We start from the raw sequence: 24,842 nt of genomic DNA, 5'->3' as shown, positions 1-24,842 counted from the left end.
GCTGCTCATTCTGCGATGAGCGCCACCCCTTGTGGAAGCGTGCCCTCATGACCGGCCTCGACGACGAAGGCCAGCAGCGTCTCCCTGAACGCCTGCGCGGCCCTGGTCGGCTCGACGTCCTTGCGGTGGGCCAGCGCGATCGTCCGGCTCAGCCCCGGCGGCGCCAGCGGCGTGCCCAGCAGGCCGGGCCGCCCGTCGAGCACCATCGACGGCACCACCGCCACCCCCAGCCCCGCCTCCACGAACCGCAGCACAGCGTCCATCTCGCCGCCCTGCACCGCGAACCTCGGCTCGAACCCGGCGTGCCGGCACGCCGCCAGCGTCGCCTCGCGCAGGTCGTAGCCGCGCCTGAACATCACCATCGGCCGGCCGCGCAGCTCCTCGATGCGCAGGTACGGGCCCTTGATCTGCTCGTGCGACGGCGAGACCACCACGAGGTTCTCGCGCAGGATCTCCTCCGTCACCAGCGCCGGGTCGTCGCTCTGCAACGGCATGATGATCAGCGACAGGTCGAGCTGCCCCCTCGCCAGCGCCCTGACCAGGTCGCGCGAGCCGCCCTCCTCCACCAGCAGCTCGATGCCCGGGTACGCGCGGTGGAAGCGGGCCAGCGCGTCGGCCAGCAGCCCCGCGCACAGCGACGGCGTCGCCCCCAGGCGCACCCGGCCCCGGCGCAGCCCCGCGAGCTGCGCCACCTCCTGCCGGGCGGTGTCGGCGTCGGCCAGGATGCGGCGGGCCAGCGGCAGCAGCGCCTCACCGGCGGCCGTCAGCGTGACGTTGCCGCGCGCCCGCGAGAACAATCGCGCGCCGAGATCGTCCTCCAGCGCCTTGATCTGCTTGCTGAGCGACGGCTGCGCGACCCGCATCCGCTCGGCCGCCTGGGTGAAATGCCGGGTCTCCGCCACCGCCACGAAGTACGCGAGCTGCTGAAACTGCATGTGATTTTCCTCGCACCCGCGCCGCGTAAGCGGCCTGTAAAAGCCGCGCCTACCCACATCATAGCCAGGGGCTATCGAAACCAAGCCCATCATGACTTGGACGGATCATCGCTGGATACCTAGCGTTTAAACGTGACTGCCACGATAGAGCGCGGCTCCGCCACCGCGCCTGTTAACACCCCTGCCTCCAAGAAGACTCCAACGCCGAAGAAGCAGGGCGGGTTCCTGACCTCGTCCAACGGCAAGAAAGTCGTCATGGCCGTCACGGGCGCCGTGATGGTGAGCTTCCTCGTGCTCCACATGCTGGGCAACCTGAAGATCTTCTTCGGCCGTGAGTCCTTCAACGAGTACGCCCACTGGCTGCGCACCCTCCTTGAGCCGTTCGTGCCGTACCGCACGGTGCTGACCATCCTGGAGATCGGCCTCGTCGTCTCGGTCGTCCTGCACATGTGGGCGGCGATCTCGCTGTCCCGCCGCGCGGGCAAGGCCAGGCCGGTCAAGTACGTGGCCAAGAAGTCGCAGGCGAACGGCTACGCCACGCACATCATGCGCTGGGGCGGCGTCACGATCGCGCTCTTCGTGATCTGGCACCTGCTCGACCTCACCTTCGGCGTCGTCAACCCCGCGGGCTACAACTCGTCCCCGGCCGACCGGATGATCGACGGCTTCGACCCGTCCCGCTGGTGGGTCACCCTCGTCTACGTCGTCGCCGTCGTCATGGTCGGCCTGCACCTGCGCCACGGCGTGTGGAGCGCCTTCCAGACCCTCGGCTGGGCCAACAAGGACCGCAACAAGGCCCTGCGCGCGACCGCCGGCCTGCTCTCCATCGTCCTGGTGCTCGGCTTCCTGGTCCCGCCCCTCGCGATCACGTTCGGAGTTGTCAAGTGAAGTACACCGAAGGCCCCGAGATCAGGGACACCAAGGCGCCCTCCGGGCCCATCGAGGACCGCTGGGAGAAGCGCAAGTTCAGCGCCAAGCTGGTCAACCCGGCCAACAAGCGCAAGCTCAACGTGATCGTCGTCGGCACCGGCCTGGCGGGCGGCTCCGCCGCGGCGACCCTGGGCGAGCTGGGCTACAACGTCAAGTCCTTCTGCTACCAGGACTCCCCGCGCCGCGCCCACTCCATCGCCGCCCAGGGCGGCATCAACGCCGCCAAGAACTACCGCGGCGACGGCGACTCGATCTACCGCCTCTTCTACGACACCGTCAAGGGCGGCGACTTCCGCGCCCGCGAGTCGAACGTCTACCGCCTCGCCCAGGTCTCCGTGAACATCATCGACCAGGCCGTCGCCCAGGGCGTGCCGTTCGCCCGCGAGTACGGCGGCCTGCTCGACACCCGCTCCTTCGGCGGCGCCCAGGTCTCCCGCACCTTCTACGCCCGCGGCCAGACGGGGCAGCAGCTCCTGCTCGGCGCGTACCAGGCGCTGGAGCGGCAGGTCGCGGCCGGGACCGTCGAGATGCACACCCGGCACGAGATGCTCGACCTGATCGTCTCCGACGGGCGGGCCCGCGGCATCATCGTGCGCGACATGGTCACCGGCGAGATCGAGCGCCACCTCGCCGACGCCGTCGTGCTCGCCACCGGCGGCTACGGCAACGTGTTCTTCCTGTCCACGAACGCCAAGGGCTGCAACACCACCGCCATCTGGCGCGCCCACGAGCGCGGCGCGTACTTCGCCAACCCCTGCTACACGCAGATCCACCCGACCTGCATCCCGGTCTCCGGCGAGTACCAGTCGAAGCTCACGCTGATGTCGGAGTCGCTGCGCAACGACGGCCGCGTCTGGGTGCCGCTGCGCAAGAACGACGACCGCGCCCCCGGCGACATCCCCGAGGACGAGCGCGACTACTACCTTGAGCGCATCTACCCGAGCTTCGGCAACCTGGTGCCGCGCGACATCGCCTCCCGCGCCGCCAAGAACGTCTGCGACGAGGGCCGCGGCGTCGGCCCCGGCGGGCTCGGCGTCTACCTCGACTTCCGCGACGCGATCAACCGCCTCGGGCGCGACGCCGTCGAGAAGAAGTACGGCAACCTCTTCGAGATGTACGAGCGCATCACCGGCGAGAACCCGTACGACGTGCCCATGCGCATCTACCCCGCCGTGCACTACACGATGGGCGGCCTCTGGGTCGACTACGACCTGCAGTCCACCATCCCCGGCCTGTTCGTCATCGGCGAGGCCAACTTCTCCGACCACGGCGCCAACCGCCTCGGCGCGTCCGCCCTCATGCAGGGCCTGGCCGACGGCTACTTCGTGCTGCCCACCACGATCGGCGACTACCTGGCCAACGGCCCCTACGGGGACGTGGACGAGGAGGCCGTGGCCGAAGCCGAGATCAAGGTCCGCACCAAGATCGACCGGCTGCTCGCCGTCAACGGCACCCGCACCCCCGACTCCTTCCACCGCGAGCTCGGCAAGCTCATGTGGGACTACTGCGGCATGGAACGCACCGAGGAGTCGCTGCGCAAGGCCCTCGAGCGCATCCCCGAGCTGCGCGAGGAGTTCTGGCAGAACGTCAAGGTGTCCGGCACCGCCGAAGAGCTCAACCAGGTGCTCGAGAAGGCCGGCCGCGTCGCCGACTTCTTCGACCTCGCCGAGCTCATGTGCCTCGACGCCCTCGTCCGCACCGAATCCTGCGGCGGCCACTTCCGCGCCGAATCCCAGGACGCCGACGGCGAAGCCCTGCGCGACGACGAGAACTTCGCGCACGTCTCAGCCTGGGAATACTCCCCGGACGGGCCGATCCTGCACAAGGAACCGCTCGAATACGAGTACGTCAAGATGACCCAGCGGAGCTACAAGTGAACCTGACCCTGCGCGTTTGGCGTCAGAGCGGCCCCACGGACAAGGGCCGCATGGTGACGTACAAGGTGGAGGACGTCTCCCCGGACATGTCGTTCCTGGAGATGCTCGACGTCCTCAACGAGAAGCTCATCCTCGAAGGCGACGACCCCATCGCCTTCGACCACGACTGCCGCGAAGGCATCTGCGGCATGTGCGGCATGGTCATCAACGGCGTCGCCCACGGCGAACAACGCGCCACCACCACCTGCCAGCTCCACATGCGCCACTTCGAGGACGGCGCCGAGATCACCATCGAGCCGTGGCGCGCCGCCCCCTTCCCGGTCGTCAAGGACCTGGTCGTCGACCGCAGCGCGTTCGACCGCATCATCCAGGCGGGCGGCTTCGTCTCCGTCCCGGCCGGCTCCGCGCCCGACGCCCACAGCGTCCCCGTCCGCAAGGAGGACGCCGACGCGGCGTTCGACGCCGCCACCTGCATCGGCTGCGGCGCCTGCGTCGCCGCCTGCCCCAACGGCTCCGCCTCCCTCTTCACCGCCGCCAAGATCACCCACCTCAGCCTCCTCCCGCAAGGCCAGCCCGAACGCCTCTCCCGCGCCAAGGCCATGGTCGACCAGATGGACGCGGAAGGGTTCGGCGGCTGCACGAACACGGGTGAATGCACGGCCGTGTGCCCGAAGGGGATCCCGCTGGACACGATCGCCCGCATGAACAGCGACTACCTCAAGGCCAACGCCAAGTAGCCCCACCCACCCACCCGTTGCCCATCTGGGTGGTCAACCGTCTGATGCCCGCCCCGCGCGAAAAGGGCTTCGCTCATGAAGCGCTTCGCGCGGGCGGGCTCAGGCTGTTCTTGTCTTAGGCGCCTGACGGCGCACCCCACGCCTCCGGCACTCGTGCCCACCCCTTACCCGAGTAGGCGGTGGGCCGTGAATGCCCACCCCGACCAGGGAGGCAGCGGGCCGTGGAGCCGTTCGTGCTACCCGAGGTCGTGGGCCGTGAAAGCCCACCGACGGTCACCCGGGACGATGGCACCCGGGATCCGGGGCTGCGGTGGGCCGTGAATGCCCACCCCGACCAGGGAGGCGGCGGGCCGTGGAGCCGTGCCTGCTATCCGAGGTCGTGGGCCGAGCTCCGGCGTGGAGCCTTACCGCGCGATCAGGCTCGTGACGAGCGAGGCCACGCTCAGCACGAAGTACACGGCCCATGGGCCCATCCGCAGGGGCCGCGCCCGCACCTCAGGGATGAACGCGACAGTGAAATAGGCAACGAGGCAGGCGGCGGACACCGTTCCGAGCACTGGCACGGCCAGCCCCACCAGCAGCCCGACGGCCCCGGCCCCGAGCACGAATCCGAGCGGGACCTGCCAGGAGACCGGAACACCTTGCCTTTCGGCCTGAGCCCGCCCGTAGGAATGCCGGGCGAGGTTGGCGACGGCGGCCAGGCCGACGAGCGTGGCCGTCAGCAGCGTGATGACGACATACATGCTGCAAGGACGATCCGCCGCGCCCTGTCGTGACAGACGGTCCGTGGTGCAGGGCGCTTATGCACCCTCGCTCGCGGCAGGCGAAGCGAGCCGGAATGATAGCTGCAGCTATGATAGTTCCAGCTATCATTCCTGAGAGGCGCCGCCCCATGCTCGACAAACCACTACGCTTGTACGGCCGGGACGCCGAGTGGGAAGAGCTCACCGACTTCGTCGGGTCCGGCTCGAACGGCGCCACCCTGGGCCTCGTCTACGGTCGCCGCCGCCAGGGAAAAACCCTCATGCTCGAACTCCTCGCCCAGGAGACCGGCGGCCTGATCTTCGCCGCCACCCAGCAGACCGAAGCCCAGAACCTGGCCGACCTCGGCGCCGCCTACGCCCGCCATCTCGGCCTCCGGCGCCCGGTGTCGTTCGCCAACTGGCGGGAGGGACTGGATGAGCTGCTCCGCCTCGGTGAGCAGCGTGCGGTGCCGGTCATCATCGACGAGTTCCCCTACCTGGTATCGGCCACCCCGGCGTTGCCGTCGTACCTCCAGCAGGCGCTCAACCCGACGGGATACGCCAAGGAGCACACCCGCACCCGCCTGATCCTCTGCGGCAGCGCCCTGACGACGATGGCGCAACTGCTCGGCGGAGGCGCGCCCCTGCGCGGGCGGGCGGTCCTCGAACTCGTCGTCCGGCCCTTCGGGTTTCGTGACGCGAGCGCGTTCTGGGGGCTGTCGGAGGACCCTGAGCTGGCGTTCCGGGTGAACGCGCTCGTCGGTGGTACGCCCGCGTACCTGGAGATGTCGGGCGGATCAGGGCCGGCTGGCATCGACGACTTCGACCGATGGGTGCAGCGGCGGCTGCTGAACCCGGGCTCGGCCATGTTCCGCGAGGGCGGGCTGTTGTTGCGGGAGGAGCCGTCGATCTCCGATCCCACCTCGTACGCCGCCGTGCTGGCCGCCATCAGCGCGGGCAACCACCGCCGCTCCGAGATCGCCGCCGCCCTCGGACGACCCGTCAGCGCGCTCGGCCACCTGCTCGCCGCCCTGCAGAGCATCGGGCTCGTCGAGCATATGGAGGACGCGCTGCGGCAGAAACGCAGCGTCTACAAGATCACCGAGCCGATCGTCCGGCTCCACCAGCTCATCATCCAACGGCGCGAGCCGGAACTGGTCGCCGGCCGGGCCGCCCGCGTCTGGGACGCGGGCGCCGACACGGTGGCCTCGAAGATCTACGGCCCGCACTTCGAGGACCTCGCCCGCGAATGGTGTTTCCTGCACGCCTCCAGCGACACCCTCGGCGGGTACGCCAGCGCCGTACGTCCCAGCGAGCTCTCATGCCGCGCCCACCGCCAAGGGCACGAGCTCGACATCGTCGTGTCGGAGACGAACGCGTCCGCCCCGGACCGGATCATCGCGATCGGCGAGGCCAAAGGCACCCTGTCACCCATGGACGTCGCGCAACTGCAGCGGCTGGAACACCTGCGCGCACTCCTGCCCGACACCCAGGTGGAGGCACCGCCGAAGCTGCTGCTGTTCGCCCGGGCCGGATTCAGCGATGAGCTGGCGCGGGTGGCGCGTGGTCGTGCCGACGTGGAGCTGGTGGACCTGCACCGGCTCTACACGGGCGACTGATCCACCCAGCGGGGTAGGTGGGCTCCGCTCCCACACCCTTCGCCCAGTCAAGTGGTCGGCCGTCCGACGCCGCCGCCCAAAAGGGCTTCACTCCTGGAAACGCTTCGCACGGGGGCTCAGGCTGTTGGGCCAAGAAGGCTCGTCCGCGGCGGTCGTCGTCCTCCGGTTACTCAGCCTGCGGAGCCGCCGCCCGCTCGACTCCCATCTCCCTGCGCTCTTCGGGTGTGGTCACGAAGCTCCCCATCCCGGGCTCCGTACGGATCAGCCCGTCCCGGCGAAGGGCGCGCGCAGCTCGACGGGAACGTTCGATGACCGCACGCGCTACGGGAGCGCCGCGCATGGCCATCAGGATCAGCACCGTCGAGCCCGCGGAACCGGCGGCGTATTCCCAACGGACGATCACCCGTTTAGGCTGAATGCCTCTGCTATCTTCACTCACGGAGTGGGCGGGATGGCCAAAGGGGCGACAAACGCCAGGCCGATCGGGCGCGATGCCGAGCTGACCCTCCTGGCGGACGCCGTGTCAGGCGCGGCGGACGGAGCGCTACGGGCCGTCGCGGTGCGGGGCGATCCGGGGATGGGGAAGACCCGGTTGCTCGCCGAACTGGCCGGGCTGGCCCGGGCCCGTGGGTTCGTCGTTCACCATGGCCAGGCGACCGAGTTCGAGCGGGACGTCCCGTTCGGGGTCTACATCGCCGCCTTCGAACCGCAGCCGGGTGACCCGAGCCGCGACGCGCAGCGGGCGCTGACCGAGCTGCTGCTGGACGCCACCGGGCCGTCCGAGGCGCGGCGCGCGGGGCTCGACCGCTACCGGCTCTTCCAGCGGGCGCGCCGGCTCATCGAGGACCAGGGGGCCGCCGGGCCGGTCGCCATCGTGCTGGACGACCTGCACTGGGCGGACCAGTCGTCCGTGGAGCTGACCGAATACCTGCTGCGCCGCCCGCCACGCGCGCCGCTGCTGCTCGCCACCGCCTACCGGACGGCCCAGGTGCCGGTGGGGATCGCCCGGGCCGTCGCCCAGCTCGGCGACGCGACCGTGGACATCGGCCTGTCCCCGCTGGGGGAGAGCGACGTGGCGGCGCTGCTGCCCGAGGCGGACCGGGGCCGGAGGCGGCTGCTCTATCGCACCACGCGCGGGAACCCGCTCTACCTTCAGGTGCTCGCCAATGCCAGTGTGGAGACGCTCACTGCGCTGGCCGAAGCGGGAGCCGCGGCTGGGGTGGATACGAGAGCGGGAGCCGGGGTCGGGGTCGATACGAGAGCCGGAGGGGAAGCCAGGGCTGGGGTTGGGGGCGGGGACGCTGCGGCCGGGGTGCCGGAGCGGGCGCTCCTGGACGTGCTCAGCACCGAGCTGACCGCTCTGACGCCCCAGGTTCGCCAGGTCGCCTGCGCCGCCGCGGTGGCCGGCGAGCCGATCTCGCTGGACCTCGTCGCGTCCATCACCGAGCTGCCCGAGCTCGCCCTCGACCACCTCGTCGGTGTGGGGCTCGTGGTGGAGGCCGACGCCTCCTTCCGGTTCCGCCACCCGCTGGTGCGGGCCGCGGCGTACTGGATGGCGGGGGCGGCCTGGCGATTGCGGGCGCACGACCGGGCGGCGGAGCAGCTGCGCGGCAGCGGCGGGCCGCTGCAACTGCTGGCCCACCACACCGCCCGCTCGGCGCAACACGGTGACGTGCGGGCGGTGCGGACGCTGGAGGCGGCGGCCGCGGCCGCTTCGGGTGCCGCGCCGTCCACCGCCGTCCGGCTGTTACGCACGGCGCTCCGCTTGCTGCCGGACGAGACGGATCCGGTGCTGCCGGACGGGACGGATCTGTCGCCGCCTGACGGGACGGACCTGGCGTCGTGGCGGGTCCAGCTGCAATGGGCGCTGGGCCGTGCCCTCGGAGTGACCGGCGAGCTGGCGGCCAGCCGGCAGATCCTGCAAGAGGTGATGCGGGCGCCGGGGCCGTTGCGGATCGCGGCCGTGAGCTTCTCCTCGATGATCTACCGGTTGCTCGGCGACCTCGACGAGGCGAAGGCGCTGCTCACCACCGAGCTGACCCGGCCGCACGCGCGTGACCGGTCCACCAGCCTGGCCCAGGTCGGGCTGGCCGCGGTCGAGCTGATGGGCAGCGATCCGGGAAAGGCCCGCCGCGCGGCCGCCGTCGCGATCCGGTCCCTGACGGGTGCGGGTGGCGAGGCGCTGGAAGGGGCAGGGTTTCGAGGGACGCGGCGGATCAGGCGATGGAGGCGGCCGCTCGTACCATCCACGCGCTGGCCAGTCTGCGTGACGGCCGCGTGGCGGAGAGCCGGGCCGAGACCGACCGGGCGGCGTGGCTGACGGACGGCATGACCGACGACGTGCTCGCGCCGCACCTGGAGATGGTCGCGCCGCTGGCCTGGGTGGAGCTGCACCTGCGGCGCCACGACGACGCCTCGCGGCATCTGCGCCGCGGGCTCGACATCGCCTACCGTGCCGGGCGCAGCCACAGCGTGCCGTACCTGCTCATCGCCCTGTCCGCGCTGAACGAGCGGCAGGGCCGGCTGTCCGAGGCGATCACGGCCGCGGAGGAGGCGCGCGAGGCGTCCCGGCTGATTCACAGCCGGGAGACCCTGGCGATGTCCAGCATCCTGCTGCTGCGTCCGCTTCTGTGGCGGGACGGGCCGCGGGCCGCCCTGGAGCTGGCCGAGCGGATCTCCGGGACACGGCCCAGGTCGGGATGGTGGTCGGGGCTGGCGCGGCTCGACCTCGCGCTGGTCCACGCGGAGGCGGGGCAGCCGGACCATGCTCTCGCCATCCTCACCTCGGAGGACCCGGCCGACGAGCCGGGCAGGACGTACGGCCTGGCCCTCCAGGCGATCGCCACAGCCACGGCGGCAGCTCCAGCCGCTGCGGCTGCCTGGTCCGAGGCCGGCACATTAGCGGAGCGGGCCCTGGCCCGGGCGACGGAGTCGGGCCTGCCGCACCAGCTGGGCTTCGCGCATCGAGCGCGGGCGAAGGTGCTCATGCTCGCCGGCCAGGACGAGGAGGCGGTCGTGCACGCGGCGCGGGGCGCCGAGCAGTTCGCCGCCGCCGGTGCGCCGGTGGAGGAGGGGCTGGCCCGGCAGCTCGCCGCCGAGCTGTATGCCGCACTGGGGTCGGTCGCGCAGGCTCGGGGGGAGCTGGGCCGCGCCGAGGTCCTCGTCGGGCAGGCCCGGGAGGAGCTGGGCCGGGCCAAGGTCCTGTACGCCGCCGCCGGGGCGACCTGGTTGTCCACCGCGCTGGCGCGTGACGAGCGCCGGCTGGCCGCCCGGGTGCCCCGGGGACAGCGGCGGGCGGCCGGCCCGCTCTCCTCCCTCACCACGAGGGAGCGGCAGATCGCCGACCTGGCCGTGGTCGGGCTGACGAACCAGCAGATCGCGGAGCGGCTGTACCTGAGCCCGAAGACGGTGGAGGCGCACCTGTCCCGCACGTTCGCCAAGCTCGGCGTGCAGTCGCGCGTCACACTCACCCAGCACCTCACCTCGGACGCGCGGGCCACCCACGACGACTGAGCGGTCACTCACGACGGCTGAGCGGCCCACGACGACTGAGCAGGCCGCCACCCACGACGACTGAGCAGGCCGCCCAGACGCGCAATGTAGGGGGTCAGGTAGGGGAACCGCCCGATGCTAGCGCCGGCCGCCGTGGCGCATGCTGCTGCCGCAAGCCACGCGACCAGCGAGGCACGCGATCAGCGAGGGAGGTTCGCATGTCACCCTTACGTGGGGAAAGACCTGCCCGGGCACGTGTCGTAGTGACGGCGTTGTGCGTCGCGCTGGGGCTGGTCCTGCCGGCCGTTCCGGCAGGCGCCGATCCGGTACCGGTACCGCTGCCGCCCCGGCCCACCCTGCAATCGCCGGGGCCGGTGACGCCGGCCCCGGGCGTCCCGTTGCCGACGCTGCCGCCGCGGCCGGTGCCGCTGCCGTGCCCGCCGACGTGCCTGACGGATCCGGATCCGTACGACGCCGTCGTCTACGGCGACAGCTACACCAGCGGCGAGGGCGCGAGCCACGACCACAAGTACGTGACGAAGGCCGACGGGACGGAGGACTTCAGGCACAGGTCGGGCCTGGCCCCCTTCTACGTGGCCTGGGCGGCCCTAGAGATGGGCCGCAACCCGTTGCGCAGGATGACGCTCACCTCGGACACGATGGAGTCGGTGATCGGCCGCGACCGGCTCTTCTTCCAGGCGTCGTCGGGTGCGTGGATCAAGCACCTCGACGAGGAGCAGAAGGAGAAGAAGGGCGGGACGGTCGTCCGGAACCCGCCGCAGGCCCAGGACGTCCCGACGATGGCCAAGCTGGTGTATTTCGGGCTCGGCGGCAACGACGCCGGTTTCGCGGACCTGGTCAGCACCGCCGCCACGGCCTACCTGTTCCGGCCGAACGGCGCTCTCATGGGCTCGCTGACGTGGCCGGACGACCAGGAGAAGTCGGTCGCCCTTGAGATGGGCCGGCTGCAGCCGCGGGTCGCCGAGCTGAAGGACAAGGTCGCCCGAGGGCTGTGGAGCGTCAGGGAGACCCACCCGGTGGCCGAGATCGTGGTGGCGCTCTACCCGCTGGGGGTCAAGGCGTCGGGCAACACCGGCATCGAGGAGATCACCGGCCGCACCATGGACCTGATGTATCCCTTCGCCGTTCAGGTGAACCAGGCCATCCGGGACGGGGTCGCGAAGTTCCAGGCCGACTACCCGCAGACCAAGGTGCACATCTTCGACCCGAACACGGCCGGGCCGAACGGCACCAGCGTGGTCGCCGGGCACGAGCTCGGCCAGCCCGACTCGTACTTCCAGGGCCTCGTCCACCGCCCGAACCTGCTGCTGAGCAAGCCGTTCCAGTCCTACCAGGAGAGCTTCCACCCGAACGAGCCCGGCGCGGTGGCGCTCGGCAAGGCGCTGGCCACGTTCCTGGCGGGCAAGTTCCCCGCCCTCTTCCCGAACGGGCCGAAGTTCAGCGCCCTGACGATGAACCCGCAGCCGCTCGCGCAGACGCAGGAGGACATGCAGGCGGTCCTGGACTGGGCGGTCACGAACGGGCCGCAGCTCTGCGAGGACACCGACGCCGACAGCGTGTGCCGTGCCCTCACCCCGGACGGCATCGTCCTGTCGAAGGACCTCTGGTTCGATCCCAGCAAGGTCCGGCCGTTCCCCGGCTCGCCGACCCCGGGCGGCCCCGACACGGGCACACCCGGCGGCGGAGGCGGTGGCGGCGGCGGCGGGTCGACGTGGATCCCGGCCGACTACATCCCCAAGGATCCGTGCGACATCTTCCGCCCGGTCCGCTACGAGTACTACGCGGGGGTGAAGGTGCAGGGCGGTCCGCTGCAGACGCCGATCACCATCGACGGCCTCGTCATGGCTCCCAAGAAGCCCAAGTGCGTCCCCGGCGTGGGACTGATCTTCGAGTGATCGCCGCCCGGCCACGGTGACGAGCCGCCGCCCCGGTCGATGAGGCCGGGGCGGCGGTTCAGTTCAGGGTCCAGGCGTATTCGAGCTCGGCCAGCTCGAACCCCTGAGGGAAGCGGCACATCCGCTCGTCCGTGCGGCGGGCGCCGTGCCGTTCGTAGAAGGCGATGGCGCGCGTGTTGGCCCGGAGCACCTCCAGGTAGACCTCCTTGCCGGGGTGCTCGTCCGCCGCCCACGCGAGCCCCCGCCGCAGCAGCCGCGAGCCGACGCCCGAGCCCGTGCGGCCGGGGCGCACGTGGAGGTTGTCGAGCAGGATCCGCCCGTCGCGAGCCGGGAACAGGTAGGCGAAGCCGAGCAACCGGTCATCGTCGTCATGGGTGACGAACAGCGCCGATCCCGGCACGGGTGAGGTGAGCCGGTCCCGCCACAGCACCAGCCGGTCCTCGGTGAGGGGGCCGTTCAGGAAGGTGTCGGGCATCATTCCGGCGTACGCGGAGCGCCAGCTCTCCACGTGCAGGGCGACAATGGGGGCAAGGTCGTCAATCGTGCCGTTTCTCATACGCATGGGGTGCAGCATCCCATCACGCCGCCGCCGGGCTCCGGCGCGGGCGGTAGGCGATCCGCCACAGGGCCACCACCAGCAGCAACGCGATCACGACCCAGGCCGGCAGCAGCCCCGACACCGCGGCCACCCCCAAGGGCGCGATCACCGATGGCACGCCCCACAACCACACCCACCGCCGCTCGGCGCCGGCCGTGGCGCCGAGGACGGTGGAGGCGGCGAAGTAGGCGGCCAGGCCCGCTCCGAGCACCCAGCCGATGCCGCCGTGCAGGTGCGCGTCGGGCTCGTGCGCGACCACGCCCAGCCCGGCCGCCGTCGCGGTGATGCCCGCCGTCATGACGAAGTGCGTGGGCAACGCCACGTACGCTCGGAGCTCGCGTTCGCGGGCGGCGACGACCGTGCTGATGCCGTACTGGAGGGTGAGCCACCACAACGCGACGATCAGTCCGAACCCGGCCAGCGCCGCCAGCCCGAGCTGAGCGTCCCACTCCTTGCCCGAGGAGGACAGGACGACCTGCGCGACCGCCTCCCCGAGCACGATGATCACGAACAGGCCGAGCCGTTCCCCGAGGTGGGCCGGGTCGAGCACGGCGGCGGCCACTTCGCGAGGCGGGCGGGGCGGCCGGCCGGGGCGTTGGCGGCGCCGCTCGCGCTCGTCATGCCGGCGGGCCTGCCGCTGCAACCCCTCGATCAGGCTCTCCGGACGGCGGCTCTGCAGGATGGAGAACACCATGTCCAGCACCAGGCCGACGCCCCACAGCGCGTACCGCCAGGGCGCGTCTGCCCAGATGGAGGCGAGCCAGGGCAGCAGGCCCGCGCCGAGCTGGGCCGCCGGCCACGCCGTCATGATCGTGCCCGAGTGCTGCAACGTCTGCGAGGCGCTGATGCGGCACGTGATGTAGGCCGCGATGAACCAGCCTTCGTGCAGGCCGCCGTCGTGGGCGACGTCCGGGACGGCGGCCGCCATGACGGCGATCCCGAACATGCCGATGAGCATGCTGCGGGTGCGGGTGCGCTCGGCGTGCACGTTCGAGTACAGCGTGAGCGTCGTCCAGATGCTCCAGACCGCGTAATACAGCAGCACGAACAGGCCCACCCCGGCCCACGTCGGATGCTCCAGCCGGTGCGCGAGCTGGGCCACCGCCACGACCACCACCAGGTCGAAGAACAGCTCCAGCCAGCTCGCATGACGCTCTGCCGCTCCAGTCACGGCTAACGAGAATAGGGCCAGGCCGATCTCCGCCGTAGGTCAGGTGGCCTCGGCGCTGAGCGTGCGCGCGACGGGACGGCGTGCGGCCAGGCGGGCGGGCAGGGCGGTGAGCGCCGCCGTCGCGAGGACGGTCGCGAGCGCCGCGCCCAGCAGCCACGGGACGGGGGCGTCCGCCGCGTTCCCGGCCGTGAGGAGCCAGCGCAGGCCCAGGTGCAGCAGGACGCCGAGAGCGGCCCCCGGCACGGCGGGCAGGAGCTGGGCGGCGGACAGGCCGGCCGTGACCTGCCCCGGGGTGGCGCCCAGGGCGCGGGCGATGGCCACGTTCGTGCGGGCCTCGATGGCCATCGTCCAGGTGAAGGTGATGGCGTTCACGAGGGCGAGGACGATCAGCAGGGCGGTGACGGCGAGCAGGAGGCGGCGGTCGTGCGCGTCGCGCAGGTTGGGCAGGGCCGGGGAGCCGTTGAGGCCGTAGCCCCGCACCGGCTCGGCGAACAGCGCCAGCAGTGTGGCGATCGCGAACACCGTGGTGGCGATGGAACCGGCCTGCAGCACCGCGCGGCCCGGATGGCGGGCGGTCAGGCGCAGCCCGAGCAGGAGCGGCGTGGGCAGCAGCGCGGACAGCGCGGTGAGCCACGGACGGCGGCGCGGCTGGTGCGCGGCGGCGGACAGGGCCGTGACGGTCGCCGTGCGCAGGGCGCGCAACGTGGGACGCAGAGCGGACAGGACCGCTACCACCAGGGCCAGGACGGTCGTGGCGATGACGGTGCCGGTGCCCGGCCCGCCGAGGTCGCCGATGCGGCTGGCGGTGGGGCTGGCCAGAGCGGGCATGGCCAGGCGCGCGATCGCCAGGCCGAGCGCCTCGCCGGCCAGGGCCAGCGTCAGGTACTCGGTGAGCAGGACGGTGGCGATCAGGGCCGGGGTGGCGCCGACGGCCTTGAGCAGCCCGGCGCGGCGGGTCTGTTCCAGGGCCCGGCCGGTGGCCAGCGCCGCGACGCCCGTGATGGCCAGGAAGGCGAGCAGCCAGCTGCCGACGATCAGGATCGGCTCGCTGTTGCGCAGGATGCGGGCGTCCTGCTCGGCATTGAACTGCCAGGAGTGCAGGTTGACCCTGGGCGCGGGGAAACGGTGGGCCTCCCGGAACGCCTCCGTCGCGCCGGGGTCCTTCAGCTTGAGGTCGATCGCGGTGGTGACCGGCAGGTCGTGGGCGGCGGCCAGCTCGCGGGCGTCCGCCCGGGTCATCCACGCCAGGCCGGTGTAGTTGCTCGGTCCGCCGCCCGGGCCGATCTGCGCCGCCCAGGGGTAGATGGAGGTCGCGGCGGTGACGGCGATGCCGAGAACGGGGTACGCGCGGCCCTCGATGGTGACCCGGTCGCCCACCTTGACGCCGAGCTCGGTGGCGAAGCCACGCTCCAGGACCGTGCCGCCGGGGCGGATCCACCGTCCCGACGTCAGCAGCGGCCGGTTGATCGCGGCCGGCCGCTCGTCGAAGCCGTGCACCACCACCGGGGACGTCGCGGAGCCGCGCGTGGTGAGGTCGGCATAGACGATCTGGTACGGGCCGTGGTGCGCGACCACCTCGGGATCGTCGGCCAGCCCGGTCAGGGCCGAGGTGACGGCACGCCCGGTGTCACCGGACAGGGCCACCACGTCGGGTCCGGCGGTGGCGGCGCGGGTCTGGACATACAGGGCGTCGCTCGCGCCCCGCAACGACAGGCCCATGGCCAGGGTGGCGGTGGCCACGGTGACGGCCAGCAGCAGCATGGCCGCCTGCGTACGATGCCGCCGGACATCGGCCAGCACGAGACGCACGACAAGCAGGAGAGAGCCCACCACCGTGTCAGCCGTCCAGGTTGAGCAGATCGCCGAGCCCGCGCGGAGTCGCACCGGCCAGACGGGTGTCATCGACGAACATGCCGTCCCGCATCGAGATCAGCCGATCCGCGCCGGCCGCCACCCGCTCGTCATGCGTCACGATCACCAACGTCTGCCCCGCCGCCCGCAACTCCTCGAAGATCCGCAACACCTCCAGCGACGCCGCGCTGTCCAGATTGCCCGTCGGCTCATCGGCCAGCACCACCAGCGGCTCGTTGACCAGCGCCCTGGCGATCGCCACCCGCTGCCGCTGCCCACCGGACAACTGCGACGGCAGATGCCGGGCCCGCGCCGCCAGCCCCACCCGCTCCAGCAGCACCCCCGCCCGCCGCCGCGCCTGCCGTGGCGAACCGCCGGCCAGCAACGCGGGCAACTCCACGTTCTCCGCCGCCGACAACTCCTCCACCAGGTGAAACGCCTGAAAGACGAACCCCACGGACCGCCGCCGCAGCCGCGCCAGCGCCCGCTCGCTCAACCCGTCGATCCGCCGCCCCGCCACCCACACCTCACCCCTGGTGGGCCGCTCCAGACCACCCAGCAGGTGCAGCAACGTCGACTTCCCGCACCCGCTCGGCCCCATCACGGCGAGCATCTCTCCTTGGGGCACCTCCAGATCGACCTCGTCGACCGCCCGCACCCGGCTCTCACCCTGACCGTGCTCCTTCACCAGGCCACGCACCTGGATCACGGCGCTCGACTCGCTCACACACCCTCGACTCTGTCGTCGCCCCTGCCGCCTCCGGCTTTGAACCTGCCCTCGACCCCGTCCCAAGCCGCGGCCCCGCCCCGAGCCTTGGCTCCGCCCTGAGCCCCGGCCTCGCCTTCACCCCAGGCCCTGTCGAACGCGTCGGCCCCTCGCGACCAGGCCTGCTCACAGGCCTCCAGCCACCGCAAATCGGCCTGCAACCGCAGCACGACCCCTTCCAGCAGCAGAACGGCCTTCGACTCAGCCGCCTCGGCCAGGATCGCGTGCTGCGCCTCCCGCAGCCGGCGCAGCAACTCACGCCGCTGCGCCCCGACCAGCTCGACCGGATCGGCGAGCCGCGCCGCCGAGGCGGCGACGAGCTTGAGGTGAAACTCCGCGAGATCCGGCTTCGGCCACCCCACCTCGGCCAGCCACGCCGCCACCCGCTGCTGCCCGGCCGGCGTCAGCGCGTAGATCTTGCGATCGGGCCGCTCGGGCAGCCCGTCCGCCCGCTCGGACACGACCAGCCCGGCCTTCTCCAGCCGCGCCAGCGTCACGTAGATCTGCCCGGGATTCATCGACTCGCCCAGCGGGCCCAGGCTCTGGCGCAGGCGTGCGCGCAGGCCGTACCCGTGCGACGGCTCCTTGGCGAGCATCGCCAGCACCGCGTCCTGCACGACATCCCCCTAACGGTTAGCTAATAGCTAGCGGTTAGCCGTACGGATTGTCAACCGCTCCGGCCGCGGGAAAGGAGGGGGATCGCCTGACTCACGAAAGGCGCGGGACCACGGGGTTCCTGTCCGCCAACGCGAAAGGGTGTCACCCGAACGAGTGACACCCTTAACGACCAGCGAAAATCTGGTCGGGACGACAGGATTTGAACCTGCGACCCCTTGACCCCCAGTCAAGTGCGCTACCAAGCTGCGCTACGTCCCGGTCATCTCGGACGCGGCCGGTACGGGACCGGCGCTCCGAACGGCCACCACCTTACAGGAGAAGCCGGACTTCTCGCGTGCTGGGCGGGCGCGAGTAAGGCGGCCAGGGCCCGCATCGTCCATGTGACCCAGACGTCAGAGTTGTTGCCCGTGGAAGGATGCCCTGACAGATCGAACGAAGACCCTGGCCGCCGTCACCCGGCGTGACATTGCCGCTACTGATGTTAGTGGAGTGGGCGGCTGACGTGCAGCCCTTTTGGTGACCCAGCGTGGACGCGTTCTTTGCCGAAGGTGATGCCGGCTGGTCTGGCGCGTCGAAGGGAGGCTGGCACCTCATTTGTATGCTCGCGAACATACAAATGAGGTGACGCCGGCGCGTCCAGTCGCTGATGGTTCCGATGCGCGCGCTCCGCATGCCTGTGTGGTCCTTGACCGAGTTGGGGTGCGGTTGCGGGAATGTGTATGTCGTCCGCCTTGGATGGCCTCTTTAGCTGGGTAGATGGCCATGTGGGCAAGGCTGGGATGGAGACCGCTGGATCATGCTAGTGTTCCGGTCCATCCAAGGGACCAGCGGGCGAGCACCGGGTTGCGGGCGCCGAACATAGCTGTGCCCCGGGTTGCGTGCTGGCAGAGGCATGCCCGGGGCTTATGGGTCTCACGTTAGCATGCGCATGCCCGTCAGGAAGGGCCGTGGCCGATGGACCAGCGCGAAGCCAAGCGCTTGCGCGACTTGCTGTCGCAGGCGCGTCTCGGCGAGTACGAGGCCCACTGCGGGGGCGACACTGTCGCCGCTCTTCGCCTGTTCTGCTGGAACACCGAGGTGGCCGCCGCCTTCTATGGGCCGTTACAGGTCCTGGAGCTCACTTTGCGCAGCGTCGTCGACGAGCGGATGCGGGAGCTGTTCGGTCGCGAGGACTGGTGGGGGCATCCGCGGGTGAACCTGCTCGCCGGGCATCAGGCCAGGATCGCCGAGGCCCACAGGAAGCTGCGTGGCCAGGGGATCCCGGCCGGCCCCCGGGAGATCGTCGGCGAGCTGTCCCTCGGTTTCTGGGTCGGGTTGCTGGGGCGAGGGAGATCGTATGACCAGCGGTTCTGGCGTACGAGCCTGTATCGGGGCTTTCCCGGCCATCGAGGCGCGCGTGGTCCGCTGCATCAGGAGCTCGACTATCTCCGCGTGCTGCGGAACAAGATCGCCCACCACTGTCCCATCCACCATCGTCATCTGGACGCCGACCACGACACGATCCTGCGGGTGCTCGGCCACATGGATCCGGCGCTCGCGGCCCTGGTCGGCGGGTACAGTTCGGTGCCCCTCGTGCTGGCGCGCCGGCCCTCGACGGCTTGATCAGGCGAGCTGGACGAATCCGTCCCGGTGAAGAAGTTTCCGGTGATGCGTAACAACGGGAGGGGCCGGACCACTTCCTGGTGTCAGAAGAACGACGCATCCCGAACGAAGGGGCTGGGCGGTGACGGATGATGCGCACCGGTTCACCGGCATGTACGACGAATGCCGGCAACGCGTGTGGGCCTACGTGGTCAGCCGCGCCGGGCGGCAGGTGGCCGACGAGGTGGTGAGCGAGACGTTCGCCATCGCCTGGCGGCGGCTGGACGACGTGCCGGAGCCGGCGCTGCCGTGGCTGCTCGGGGTCGCCAGGAACGTGCTGCGTGACAACGTGCGGGCCGAGTTGCGGCGGGAGGCGATGGCGGGCGAGCTGCGGGCCTGGGTCGAGGGGGACGTGGCCGATCAGGTGACCGAGCGCATCGGGGTGTTGCGGGCCCTGGCCGCGTTGCAGGAGGACGATCGGGAGATCCTCGTCCTCGTCGCCTGGCACGGGCTGACGCCCAAGGAGGCCGCCAAGGTCATCGGGTGCTCGTCGGCGGCGTACCGCGTACGGCTGCATCGGGCGCGCAAGCGGCTCAGGCAGGCGATGGAGGCGGCGGGGGAGTCGCCCCATGAGCCGGCCGCGGAGCGGCCCAAGTCCCGCGTACGGAACCTCAGCGAGGAGTGGTCATGAATCCCATGGACGAGCTTCGGGCGGCCAGGCCCGCGCACCTCGGCGATCGGCCGGTGGATGAGGGGACGAGGGCCGTGGAGCTGGCCCGCGCCATGTCCGGGCCGAGGGGGCGAACGGTGCGGCGGCGTAGGTCCGTTGTGCGGCCGGCCTGGGGGTTGGGGCTGGCCGGGGCGGTGGCTGCCGCTGTGACGGCGGTGGCGGTGGTCGTTTCGGGCAACGGGACGGTGCCGGCGCCCGGCGACAGCGGGCAGGTGGTGGCGGGCGCGGGGCAAGGCACCTCGACGAGTGCAGGGAAAGGAACCTCGACGAGTGCGGCAGCGCCGCGGGTGACGTTGTCGGCGCGGGAGGTGCTGCTCGCCGCCGCCGAGAAGGCCGACCGGCAGGCCGAGGGGAGCGGCGACTGGTGGCGGAGCGTGACGGTGAGCAGGAACCTGTACGTGGCCAAGGCCGGCGGTTACCTGGTCATGGACCGTTCGCGCAACGAAGGGTGGACGCCCGCCGCCACCGGTGGCGAGCAGTGGGGCGGCGGGCAGCGGCTCGGCGCGGAGCCCGCCACCGAGGCGGACAGGAAGGCGTGGGAGCAGGCGGGGGCGCCGTCCGAGATCGAGGTGCTCGTGCCGGGCAAGGGCGGGGGGAAGGGGAAGTACGGGGCGCTGACCCTGTCCACGTCGGAGGGGAAGGCGAGCATGAGCCACACCCCGCTGGTGGACGGCGACAAGGTGTTCTGGCTCGGGAAGAACGTCACGATGCAGGACCTGCGCGGGCTGCCGGACGATCCGCGCAAGCTGAAGAAGTGGCTGATGGCCTCCTATGCGGGGCACGGGACCGAGTCGAGCAGCGAGGAGATGTCGGGTGACGCGTGGCTGTTCAAGGTCAGCGTGGGGCTGATCATGGACATGCCGGTGACGCCCGAGGTGCGCGGGGCGGCGTTCCGGATGCTGGCCGACCTCGACGGCGTGCGGGTCACCGAGAACGTGACGGACGCCGAAGGGCGGCAGGGCACGGCCGTGTCGGTGGAGGAGCGGTACGAATCGGGCGGGGTGTCGGAGAACCGGCTGGTCTTCGACGAGACGACCGGGCGGGCGCTGGCCAACGAGTACGTGGTGGTCAAGCCGGGCGGGCTGCAGGCGGGCTTCGCGCCGGGCGCCGTCTGGAACTCCACGGCGCTGATCGAGGCGGGCTGGACGGACGACAAGCCCGCCTCCTGATCCGAGCGAGGCGGGCCGACGAACCACAAGCCCGCCTCGTGATGCCCTGATCCCATGATCCCCTGATCCGCGCGAGGCCCGTCAGCCGCTCTGGCGGGCCTCGTCGTTGGCGTTCGTGCGGATCTGCTGGATGCGTTGCTTGGTCAGCCCGAGCAGCTCCCCGATGTCGCTGTCGGACAGCCCCAGCTCGTGCATGTGCTTGACCCGCTTCTTCAGCGTGCGCGTGTAGTCCTCGGCGATGGCGGCGGCCTGGCGCTGGAGGGCGGCGAAGTCGTCGAGGTCCTGCTCGGACAGGCCGGGCAGGGTGTAGTGGAAGACCGGGGACGGCGGGCGCTCGCGGTCGCCGAACAGGAACGGCAGCCCTTCGGCGACGTCGGCGTGCAGCTCCCTGAGCGTGCGCGCGGACATGCCGCCGGCCACGCCGTCGACCTGCGCCAGCCACAGGTTGCCGGCCATGGTGACGTGGACGTCGACGCGGTCTGCGGTCATGGGCGCTCCAGTCAGTCTTTCAGCCAGCCTTCGCCGAACACGTGCGCCAGCCCTCGTTCGAGGGAGTCCACCAGGTGCGGTGTCTCCCCTGGGTAGAGCGGGACGATCGCGCGGGCGGCGACCCGGCCCTCGGCGTCCCACAGCAGCAGGAAGCGCTGGCGCCTGGTCGTCTCGGCCCAGTCGCAGCGCAGGCCGTGGAGGTGGGAGAGCCCGATGATCCGATCGCGGATGGCCGCGTAGTCGTCTCGTTCTACCACACGCGGCAGACTATATCCCTTGGCTACCATCGACAACGGGTCTTGTCGGCATGATTTCGCCATGCGTGTTGGTTAGGCGGCGGCCGTCCCCCAGGCGCGGACGAACGCGTCCACGGCGACGCCGGCCATCGTGCGCAGCTCGGCGTCCGGCAGCTCGCGGGTGCCGAGCCGGGTGCGGGCCTCCAGCGGGCCGAGGAGCAGGGCCAGGAACTGCTCGGCCGCCAGGTCGGGGTCCGCGGCGCGCAGGCGGCCGGCCAGGGCGAGGCGGGCCAGGCGGTCGGCGAGTGCGTGGGTGAGCCGGTCGGGGCCGCTCTCCTTGACGATGTCGAGGATGTCGGGGAAGTGGTTGATCTCCGAGTAGAGGAGCCGGCGCAGCGCGCACGAGCGGCCGTCGGTGTGCAGGCGGAGCAGGGTGTGCGCGACCTCCTCCAGGGTGGCGCGCAGGTCGTCGCCGGGGGCGGCGAGCGGCTCCAGGGCGGCGACGCGTTCCTCCAGGATGCGGCGGGCGGCGGCCTCCAGGGCGTGCCTGAACAGCGTGGCCTTGTCGGTCATGTGGTTGTAGACGGTCGGTTTGGCGACGCCGGCCTCGCGGGCGATCTCCTGCACGCACGCCTGCGCGTAGCCCTCCCGGGCGAACACGGTGAACGCGCCCTCCAGGATGGCCTGCCGCTTGTCGATGCGTCCGCGCGTGGTGGTCGTCATGCCGTCGATTGTACTCGCGGGTTCAAGTTGGTGGACGAGCCGGTTGCGTCCGAACGGATCAGGTCATTATGTTGAACCCATGAGTTCAAAAGAGGTCGGCGCGATCGCCGTCATCCTGCTCGGCGGGCTGCTGGGCATCCTCAACAGCACGATGGCCGCGGTCGCCACCGGCACCCTGGCCGACGCCTTCGGTACCTCGCTGAGCACAGTCGGCTGGGCGTCCACCGGGTTCCTGCTGGCGGTGACCGCCACGATCCCGTTCACGACGTGGGCCGTCGACCGGTACGGCGGCAAGCGGCTGTGGGTGGCCGGGTTGGTGCTGTTCCTGGCGGGCTCGCTGGCCGCCGGGCTGGCCTGGAACGTGGGCAGCCTGATCGCGTTCCGGGTGGTGCAGGGCGTCGGGGCGGGGCTGCTCGATCCGCTCGTGCTGATCCTGCTCGCCAGGACGGCGGGGCCGCAGCGCGCCGGGCGGGTGATGGGGCTGATGGGGGTGGTGCTGTCGCTCGGGCCGGTGTTCGGGCCGATCGCGGGCGGGGCGATACTCGGGCGCTGTCGTGGCGGGCGATGTTCCTGGTCAGCGTGGTCGTGGGGGCGGTGGCGCTGGTGCTGGCGCTCCGCGTGATCCCCGCCGACTCCGCCGAGCGCGGCGAGGGCGCGCCGTCGCGGCTGGACGTCGTGGGGCTGGCGCTGCTCGGGCCCGGGTTCGCCGCCGTCGTGCTGGCGCTCTCGCAGACGGCCTTCGCGCTGTGGCAGGTGCTCGTGCCGCTCGGGCTCGGGGTCGCGCTGCTGATCGGGTACGGCATCCACGCCGCCCGCGCCGCGTCCCCGTTGATCGACCTGGGCCTGTTCCGCAGCCGGAGCTTCAGCGCCAGCGTCACCATCATGGGGCTGGGCGGGATGGGCCTGTTCGCCGGGCTGTTCGCGTTGCCCCTGTACTACCAGCAGGCACACGGGCACGGCGTGCTGGCGGCCGGGCTGCTCATGGCCCCGCTCGGGCTCGGCGGCGCCATCGCGATGCCGCTGGCCGGGCGGCTGTCGGACCGGCTCGGTGCGCGCGGCCTGGCCTTCGGCGGCGCGGTGGTGGCCGTGCTGAGCGTGCTCGCGCTCACCCGGATCGGGCCCGGCACGCCGGAGGTGTGGCCGGCGCTGGCGGCCCTCATGTTCGGGCTGGGCAGCGGCTGCTTCAGCGCCCCGACGATGGGCTCCCTCTACCGGACGCTGCCCGGCCCCATGGTGGCACAGGGCAGCTCGGTGCTCTACATGCTCAACCAGCTCGGCGCCGCGCTGGGCGTGGCCCTGGTGACGCTCGTCGTCCAGACCGCGGGCAGCACGCTCGCGGGGCTGCGCGGCGTCTTCTGGCTGGCCGTGGTCTCGTGCCTGGTCGTGCTGGCCCTCATCCCGCTCCTGCCCGGCAAGGCCGGCGTGACAGAGCCCGTACGAGAAGGAGTGCGCGCATGAAGACGCTGGTCATCACCGGCGGCACCGACGGGATGGGGCGGGCGCTGGCCCGCACCTACCTGGAGCGCGGCGACACGGTCGTCGTCGTGGGGCGGGACGCGGCCAAGGTGCCGCCGGGAGCGGTGTTCATCCGGGCGGACCTTAGCCTCGTCAGCGCGAACCGGCGGGTGATCGAGGAGGTCAACGCCCGCTTCCCCGTCGTGGACGCGCTCGTGTTGTGCGCGCGGTTCTTCCGTACGCACCGGTTCGTGACGGAGGAGGGGCTGGAGGGCACGTTCGCCCTCGACTACCTGAGCCGCTTCCTGCTCAGCCACGGCCTGACCGCGCCCCGGCTGATCGTGAACGTGTCGGGCCCCGGCCAGCCGGACGGGCGCATCCACTGGGACGACCTCATGCTGGAACGCTCCTACGACGGCGTGACCGCCCAGTTCCAGGCCGGGAAGGCGAACGACCTCCTGGGGGTCGCGTTCGCGGCCCGGCACGGCGCCCGTACGCGATATGTCCTGATCCATCCGGGCGGGGTCTCGACGAGCGTCGCCGGCGAGTACGACGCGGCGACCGCCGCGCACGTGGCGGCACTCAAACGCTATGGCGCGCCGGTGGAGGAGGGCATCAAGCCGATCGTCGCCCGCATCGACCACCCGCCCGCCGAGCCGCTCACCGCGTTCCTGCGCCACACGCCTCTCGGTCTGGACCTGCCGTCGTTCGACCCGGAGGCGGCGGAGCGGCTGCACGCGCGCACGCTGGAGCTGATTGGTTCGAGAAGCGGACCAATTTAGCCCGGTTGGCTCTGTGACCAGGCCGGACGCGGCGCTTTGATGGAACCCCACAGAGGAGGTAACGATCATGACTGTCGACGTCAGCGCCGTGTCGATCCCCGAGGCCATCGGGACGCTGCCCGGCCCCTTCCAGCAGCGGCACCTCGCCCAGGTGAACGACACCGTGGTCCGGCTGGCCCAGCTCCACGGCGAGTTCCCCTGGCACTACCACGACGAGGACGAGCTGTTCCTGTGCTGGGACGGCACCTTCCGGCTGGAGCTGGAGGACCGCGACCCGGTCGTCATGCGGCCAGGGGACGTCTTCGTCGTGCCGCGCGGCCTGCGGCACCGTCCCGTGGCGGACGAGCCCGCGCACGTGCTCCTGGTGGAGAAGCCGGAGACCAAGCAGTACGGCAACTAAATCGGTTGCCGTGGGTATGGGGAT

22 protein-coding genes, 1 tRNA gene and 1 pseudogene are annotated in these 24,842 nt (G+C 71.3%); 13 read left to right on the top strand and 11 right to left on the bottom strand.

Features of this window, described 5'->3' with window-relative positions; genetic code table 11:
- Window positions 1-5: 5 nt before the first annotated feature.
- Window positions 6-935, bottom strand: a complete 930-nt coding sequence (locus KIS93_RS26210; RefSeq protein WP_080045186.1) for a LysR family transcriptional regulator — start codon at window positions 933-935, stop codon at window positions 6-8.
- Between the two features lie 132 nt (window positions 936-1,067).
- On the opposite strand from KIS93_RS26210, the gene KIS93_RS26205 reads away from it, so the two are divergent.
- The 3 genes from KIS93_RS26205 to KIS93_RS26195 are packed head-to-tail and all read left to right on the top strand — an operon-like array spanning window position 1,068 to window position 4,479.
- Complete coding sequence (locus KIS93_RS26205; RefSeq protein WP_080045187.1) at window positions 1,068-1,823, top strand: succinate dehydrogenase cytochrome b subunit; 756 nt, start codon at window positions 1,068-1,070, stop codon at window positions 1,821-1,823.
- The gene (locus KIS93_RS26200; protein ID WP_080045188.1) at window positions 1,820-3,742 is read left to right on the top strand and encodes a fumarate reductase/succinate dehydrogenase flavoprotein subunit; all 1,923 of its coding nucleotides are present in this window, start codon (window positions 1,820-1,822) and stop codon (window positions 3,740-3,742) included. Before KIS93_RS26205 ends, KIS93_RS26200 begins: the two co-directional genes overlap by 4 nt.
- Window positions 3,739-4,479, top strand: a complete 741-nt coding sequence (locus tag KIS93_RS26195; protein ID WP_080045189.1) for a succinate dehydrogenase/fumarate reductase iron-sulfur subunit — start codon at window positions 3,739-3,741, stop codon at window positions 4,477-4,479. Before KIS93_RS26200 ends, KIS93_RS26195 begins: the two co-directional genes overlap by 4 nt.
- 404 nt (window positions 4,480-4,883) lie before the next feature.
- Here KIS93_RS26195 and KIS93_RS26190 read toward each other — a convergent pair whose 3' ends face one another.
- Window positions 4,884-5,222: a DoxX family protein gene (locus tag KIS93_RS26190; RefSeq protein WP_080045190.1), complete on the bottom strand. Its 339-nt coding sequence runs from the start codon at window positions 5,220-5,222 to the stop codon at window positions 4,884-4,886.
- A 149-nt stretch (window positions 5,223-5,371) separates the two neighbouring features.
- Between KIS93_RS26190 and KIS93_RS26185 the strand changes: the two genes are divergently transcribed.
- The 4 genes from KIS93_RS26185 (at window position 5,372) to KIS93_RS26170 (ending at window position 12,249) form a co-directional block, all read left to right on the top strand.
- Window positions 5,372-6,841: an AAA family ATPase gene (locus tag KIS93_RS26185; RefSeq protein WP_080045191.1), complete on the top strand. Its 1,470-nt coding sequence runs from the start codon at window positions 5,372-5,374 to the stop codon at window positions 6,839-6,841.
- Window positions 6,842-7,292: 451 nt separating this feature from the next.
- Window positions 7,293-9,161: an AAA family ATPase gene (locus KIS93_RS26180; RefSeq protein WP_186404443.1), complete on the top strand. Its 1,869-nt coding sequence runs from the start codon at window positions 7,293-7,295 to the stop codon at window positions 9,159-9,161.
- Window positions 9,119-10,354 carry a LuxR C-terminal-related transcriptional regulator gene (locus tag KIS93_RS26175; RefSeq protein ID WP_080045193.1) on the top strand — a complete coding sequence of 412 codons (1,236 nt, stop codon included), beginning with the start codon at window positions 9,119-9,121 and terminating at the stop codon, window positions 10,352-10,354. Before KIS93_RS26180 ends, KIS93_RS26175 begins: the two co-directional genes overlap by 43 nt.
- A 197-nt stretch (window positions 10,355-10,551) precedes the next feature.
- A complete protein-coding gene (locus tag KIS93_RS26170) occupies window positions 10,552-12,249 on the top strand; it encodes an SGNH/GDSL hydrolase family protein (protein ID WP_155129085.1) in 1,698 nt (565 codons plus the stop codon).
- A 58-nt stretch (window positions 12,250-12,307) separates the two neighbouring features.
- Here KIS93_RS26170 and KIS93_RS26165 read toward each other — a convergent pair whose 3' ends face one another.
- From KIS93_RS26165 to KIS93_RS26140, 6 genes are all read right to left on the bottom strand, one after another.
- Complete coding sequence (locus KIS93_RS26165) at window positions 12,308-12,811, bottom strand: GNAT family N-acetyltransferase (protein WP_080047491.1); 504 nt, start codon at window positions 12,809-12,811, stop codon at window positions 12,308-12,310.
- 16 nt (window positions 12,812-12,827) lie between these two features.
- Entirely contained in the window at window positions 12,828-14,018 is a 1,191-nt protein-coding gene (locus KIS93_RS26160) for a low temperature requirement protein A (protein ID WP_186404442.1), read from the bottom strand.
- Window positions 14,019-14,057: 39 nt separating this feature from the next.
- The gene (locus KIS93_RS26155; protein WP_230465792.1) at window positions 14,058-15,827 is read right to left on the bottom strand and encodes an ABC transporter permease; all 1,770 of its coding nucleotides are present in this window, start codon (window positions 15,825-15,827) and stop codon (window positions 14,058-14,060) included.
- A 28-nt stretch (window positions 15,828-15,855) separates the two neighbouring features.
- Window positions 15,856-16,596, bottom strand: a complete 741-nt coding sequence (locus KIS93_RS26150; RefSeq protein WP_080045196.1) for an ABC transporter ATP-binding protein — start codon at window positions 16,594-16,596, stop codon at window positions 15,856-15,858.
- Entirely contained in the window at window positions 16,593-17,252 is a 660-nt protein-coding gene (locus KIS93_RS26145; RefSeq protein ID WP_080045197.1) for a PadR family transcriptional regulator, read from the bottom strand. Before KIS93_RS26145 ends, KIS93_RS26150 begins: the two co-directional genes overlap by 4 nt.
- Window positions 17,253-17,434: 182 nt before the next feature.
- Window positions 17,435-17,511: transfer RNA gene (locus KIS93_RS26140), tRNA-Pro, on the bottom strand.
- A gap of 696 nt (window positions 17,512-18,207) precedes the next feature.
- On the opposite strand from KIS93_RS26140, the gene KIS93_RS26135 reads away from it, so the two are divergent.
- From KIS93_RS26135 to KIS93_RS26125, 3 genes are all read left to right on the top strand, one after another.
- Window positions 18,208-18,855, top strand: a complete 648-nt coding sequence (locus KIS93_RS26135) for a hypothetical protein (RefSeq protein WP_080045198.1) — start codon at window positions 18,208-18,210, stop codon at window positions 18,853-18,855.
- A 121-nt stretch (window positions 18,856-18,976) separates the two neighbouring features.
- Window positions 18,977-19,525 (top strand): RNA polymerase sigma factor, encoded by a 549-nt coding sequence (locus KIS93_RS26130; RefSeq protein WP_230465793.1) that lies wholly within the window; start codon window positions 18,977-18,979, stop codon window positions 19,523-19,525.
- Window positions 19,522-20,733 (top strand): CU044_5270 family protein, encoded by a 1,212-nt coding sequence (locus tag KIS93_RS26125; RefSeq protein ID WP_155129088.1) that lies wholly within the window; start codon window positions 19,522-19,524, stop codon window positions 20,731-20,733. Before KIS93_RS26130 ends, KIS93_RS26125 begins: the two co-directional genes overlap by 4 nt.
- An 81-nt stretch (window positions 20,734-20,814) precedes the next feature.
- Here the strand turns inward: KIS93_RS26125 and KIS93_RS26120 are convergent, their stop codons facing one another.
- The 3 genes from KIS93_RS26120 to KIS93_RS26110 all read right to left on the bottom strand — a co-directional run bounded on the left by KIS93_RS26120 (window position 20,815) and on the right by KIS93_RS26110 (window position 22,181).
- Window positions 20,815-21,222: a hypothetical protein gene (locus tag KIS93_RS26120; RefSeq protein ID WP_080045200.1), complete on the bottom strand. Its 408-nt coding sequence runs from the start codon at window positions 21,220-21,222 to the stop codon at window positions 20,815-20,817.
- Between the two features lie 11 nt (window positions 21,223-21,233).
- The gene (locus tag KIS93_RS26115) at window positions 21,234-21,479 is read right to left on the bottom strand and encodes a hypothetical protein (RefSeq protein WP_080045201.1); all 246 of its coding nucleotides are present in this window, start codon (window positions 21,477-21,479) and stop codon (window positions 21,234-21,236) included.
- Window positions 21,480-21,551: 72 nt separating this feature from the next.
- Window positions 21,552-22,181, bottom strand: a complete 630-nt coding sequence (locus tag KIS93_RS26110) for a TetR/AcrR family transcriptional regulator (protein WP_080045202.1) — start codon at window positions 22,179-22,181, stop codon at window positions 21,552-21,554.
- On the opposite strand from KIS93_RS26110, the pseudogene KIS93_RS69120 reads away from it, so the two are divergent.
- The 3 genes and pseudogenes from KIS93_RS69120 (at window position 22,138) to KIS93_RS26095 (ending at window position 24,818) form a co-directional block, all read left to right on the top strand.
- Window positions 22,138-23,639: pseudogene (locus tag KIS93_RS69120) on the top strand (DHA2 family efflux MFS transporter permease subunit). The gene KIS93_RS26110 and the pseudogene KIS93_RS69120 sit on opposite strands and share 44 nt — an antisense overlap.
- The gene (locus KIS93_RS26100; protein ID WP_080045204.1) at window positions 23,636-24,418 is read left to right on the top strand and encodes an SDR family NAD(P)-dependent oxidoreductase; all 783 of its coding nucleotides are present in this window, start codon (window positions 23,636-23,638) and stop codon (window positions 24,416-24,418) included. The pseudogene KIS93_RS69120 and the gene KIS93_RS26100 overlap by 4 nt, the downstream one beginning before the upstream one ends.
- 67 nt (window positions 24,419-24,485) lie before the next feature.
- Entirely contained in the window at window positions 24,486-24,818 is a 333-nt protein-coding gene (locus KIS93_RS26095; RefSeq protein WP_080045205.1) for a cupin domain-containing protein, read from the top strand.
- The last annotated feature ends 24 nt before the right edge of the window (window positions 24,819-24,842 follow it).

The organism is [Actinomadura] parvosata subsp. kistnae, assembly GCF_900323885.1.
GTDB classification, from domain to species: domain Bacteria; phylum Actinomycetota; class Actinomycetes; order Streptosporangiales; family Streptosporangiaceae; genus Nonomuraea; species Nonomuraea composti.
This window is presented reverse-complemented; position numbering and strand designations above follow the sequence as displayed.

Excerpts from the sequence above, each read along its gene's own strand:
- KIS93_RS26100 (WP_080045204.1), top strand. The coding sequence starts at position 23,636 with ATGAAGACGCTGGTCATCACCGGCGGCACCGACGGGATGGGGCGGGCG.
- KIS93_RS26135 (WP_080045198.1), top strand. The coding sequence starts at position 18,208 with ATGGACCAGCGCGAAGCCAAGCGCTTGCGCGACTTGCTGTCGCAGGCG.
- KIS93_RS26120 (WP_080045200.1), bottom strand. The coding sequence starts at position 21,222 with ATGACCGCAGACCGCGTCGACGTCCACGTCACCATGGCCGGCAACCTG.
- KIS93_RS26180 (WP_186404443.1), top strand. The coding sequence starts at position 7,293 with ATGGCCAAAGGGGCGACAAACGCCAGGCCGATCGGGCGCGATGCCGAG.
- KIS93_RS26185 (WP_080045191.1), top strand. The coding sequence starts at position 5,372 with ATGCTCGACAAACCACTACGCTTGTACGGCCGGGACGCCGAGTGGGAA.
- KIS93_RS26210 (WP_080045186.1), bottom strand. The coding sequence starts at position 935 with ATGCAGTTTCAGCAGCTCGCGTACTTCGTGGCGGTGGCGGAGACCCGG.
- KIS93_RS26095 (WP_080045205.1), top strand. The coding sequence starts at position 24,486 with ATGACTGTCGACGTCAGCGCCGTGTCGATCCCCGAGGCCATCGGGACG.
- KIS93_RS26110 (WP_080045202.1), bottom strand. The coding sequence starts at position 22,181 with ATGACGACCACCACGCGCGGACGCATCGACAAGCGGCAGGCCATCCTG.
- KIS93_RS26170 (WP_155129085.1), top strand. The coding sequence starts at position 10,552 with ATGTCACCCTTACGTGGGGAAAGACCTGCCCGGGCACGTGTCGTAGTG.
- KIS93_RS26165 (WP_080047491.1), bottom strand. The coding sequence starts at position 12,811 with ATGCGTATGAGAAACGGCACGATTGACGACCTTGCCCCCATTGTCGCC.
- KIS93_RS26125 (WP_155129088.1), top strand. The coding sequence starts at position 19,522 with ATGAATCCCATGGACGAGCTTCGGGCGGCCAGGCCCGCGCACCTCGGC.
- KIS93_RS26190 (WP_080045190.1), bottom strand. The coding sequence starts at position 5,222 with ATGTATGTCGTCATCACGCTGCTGACGGCCACGCTCGTCGGCCTGGCC.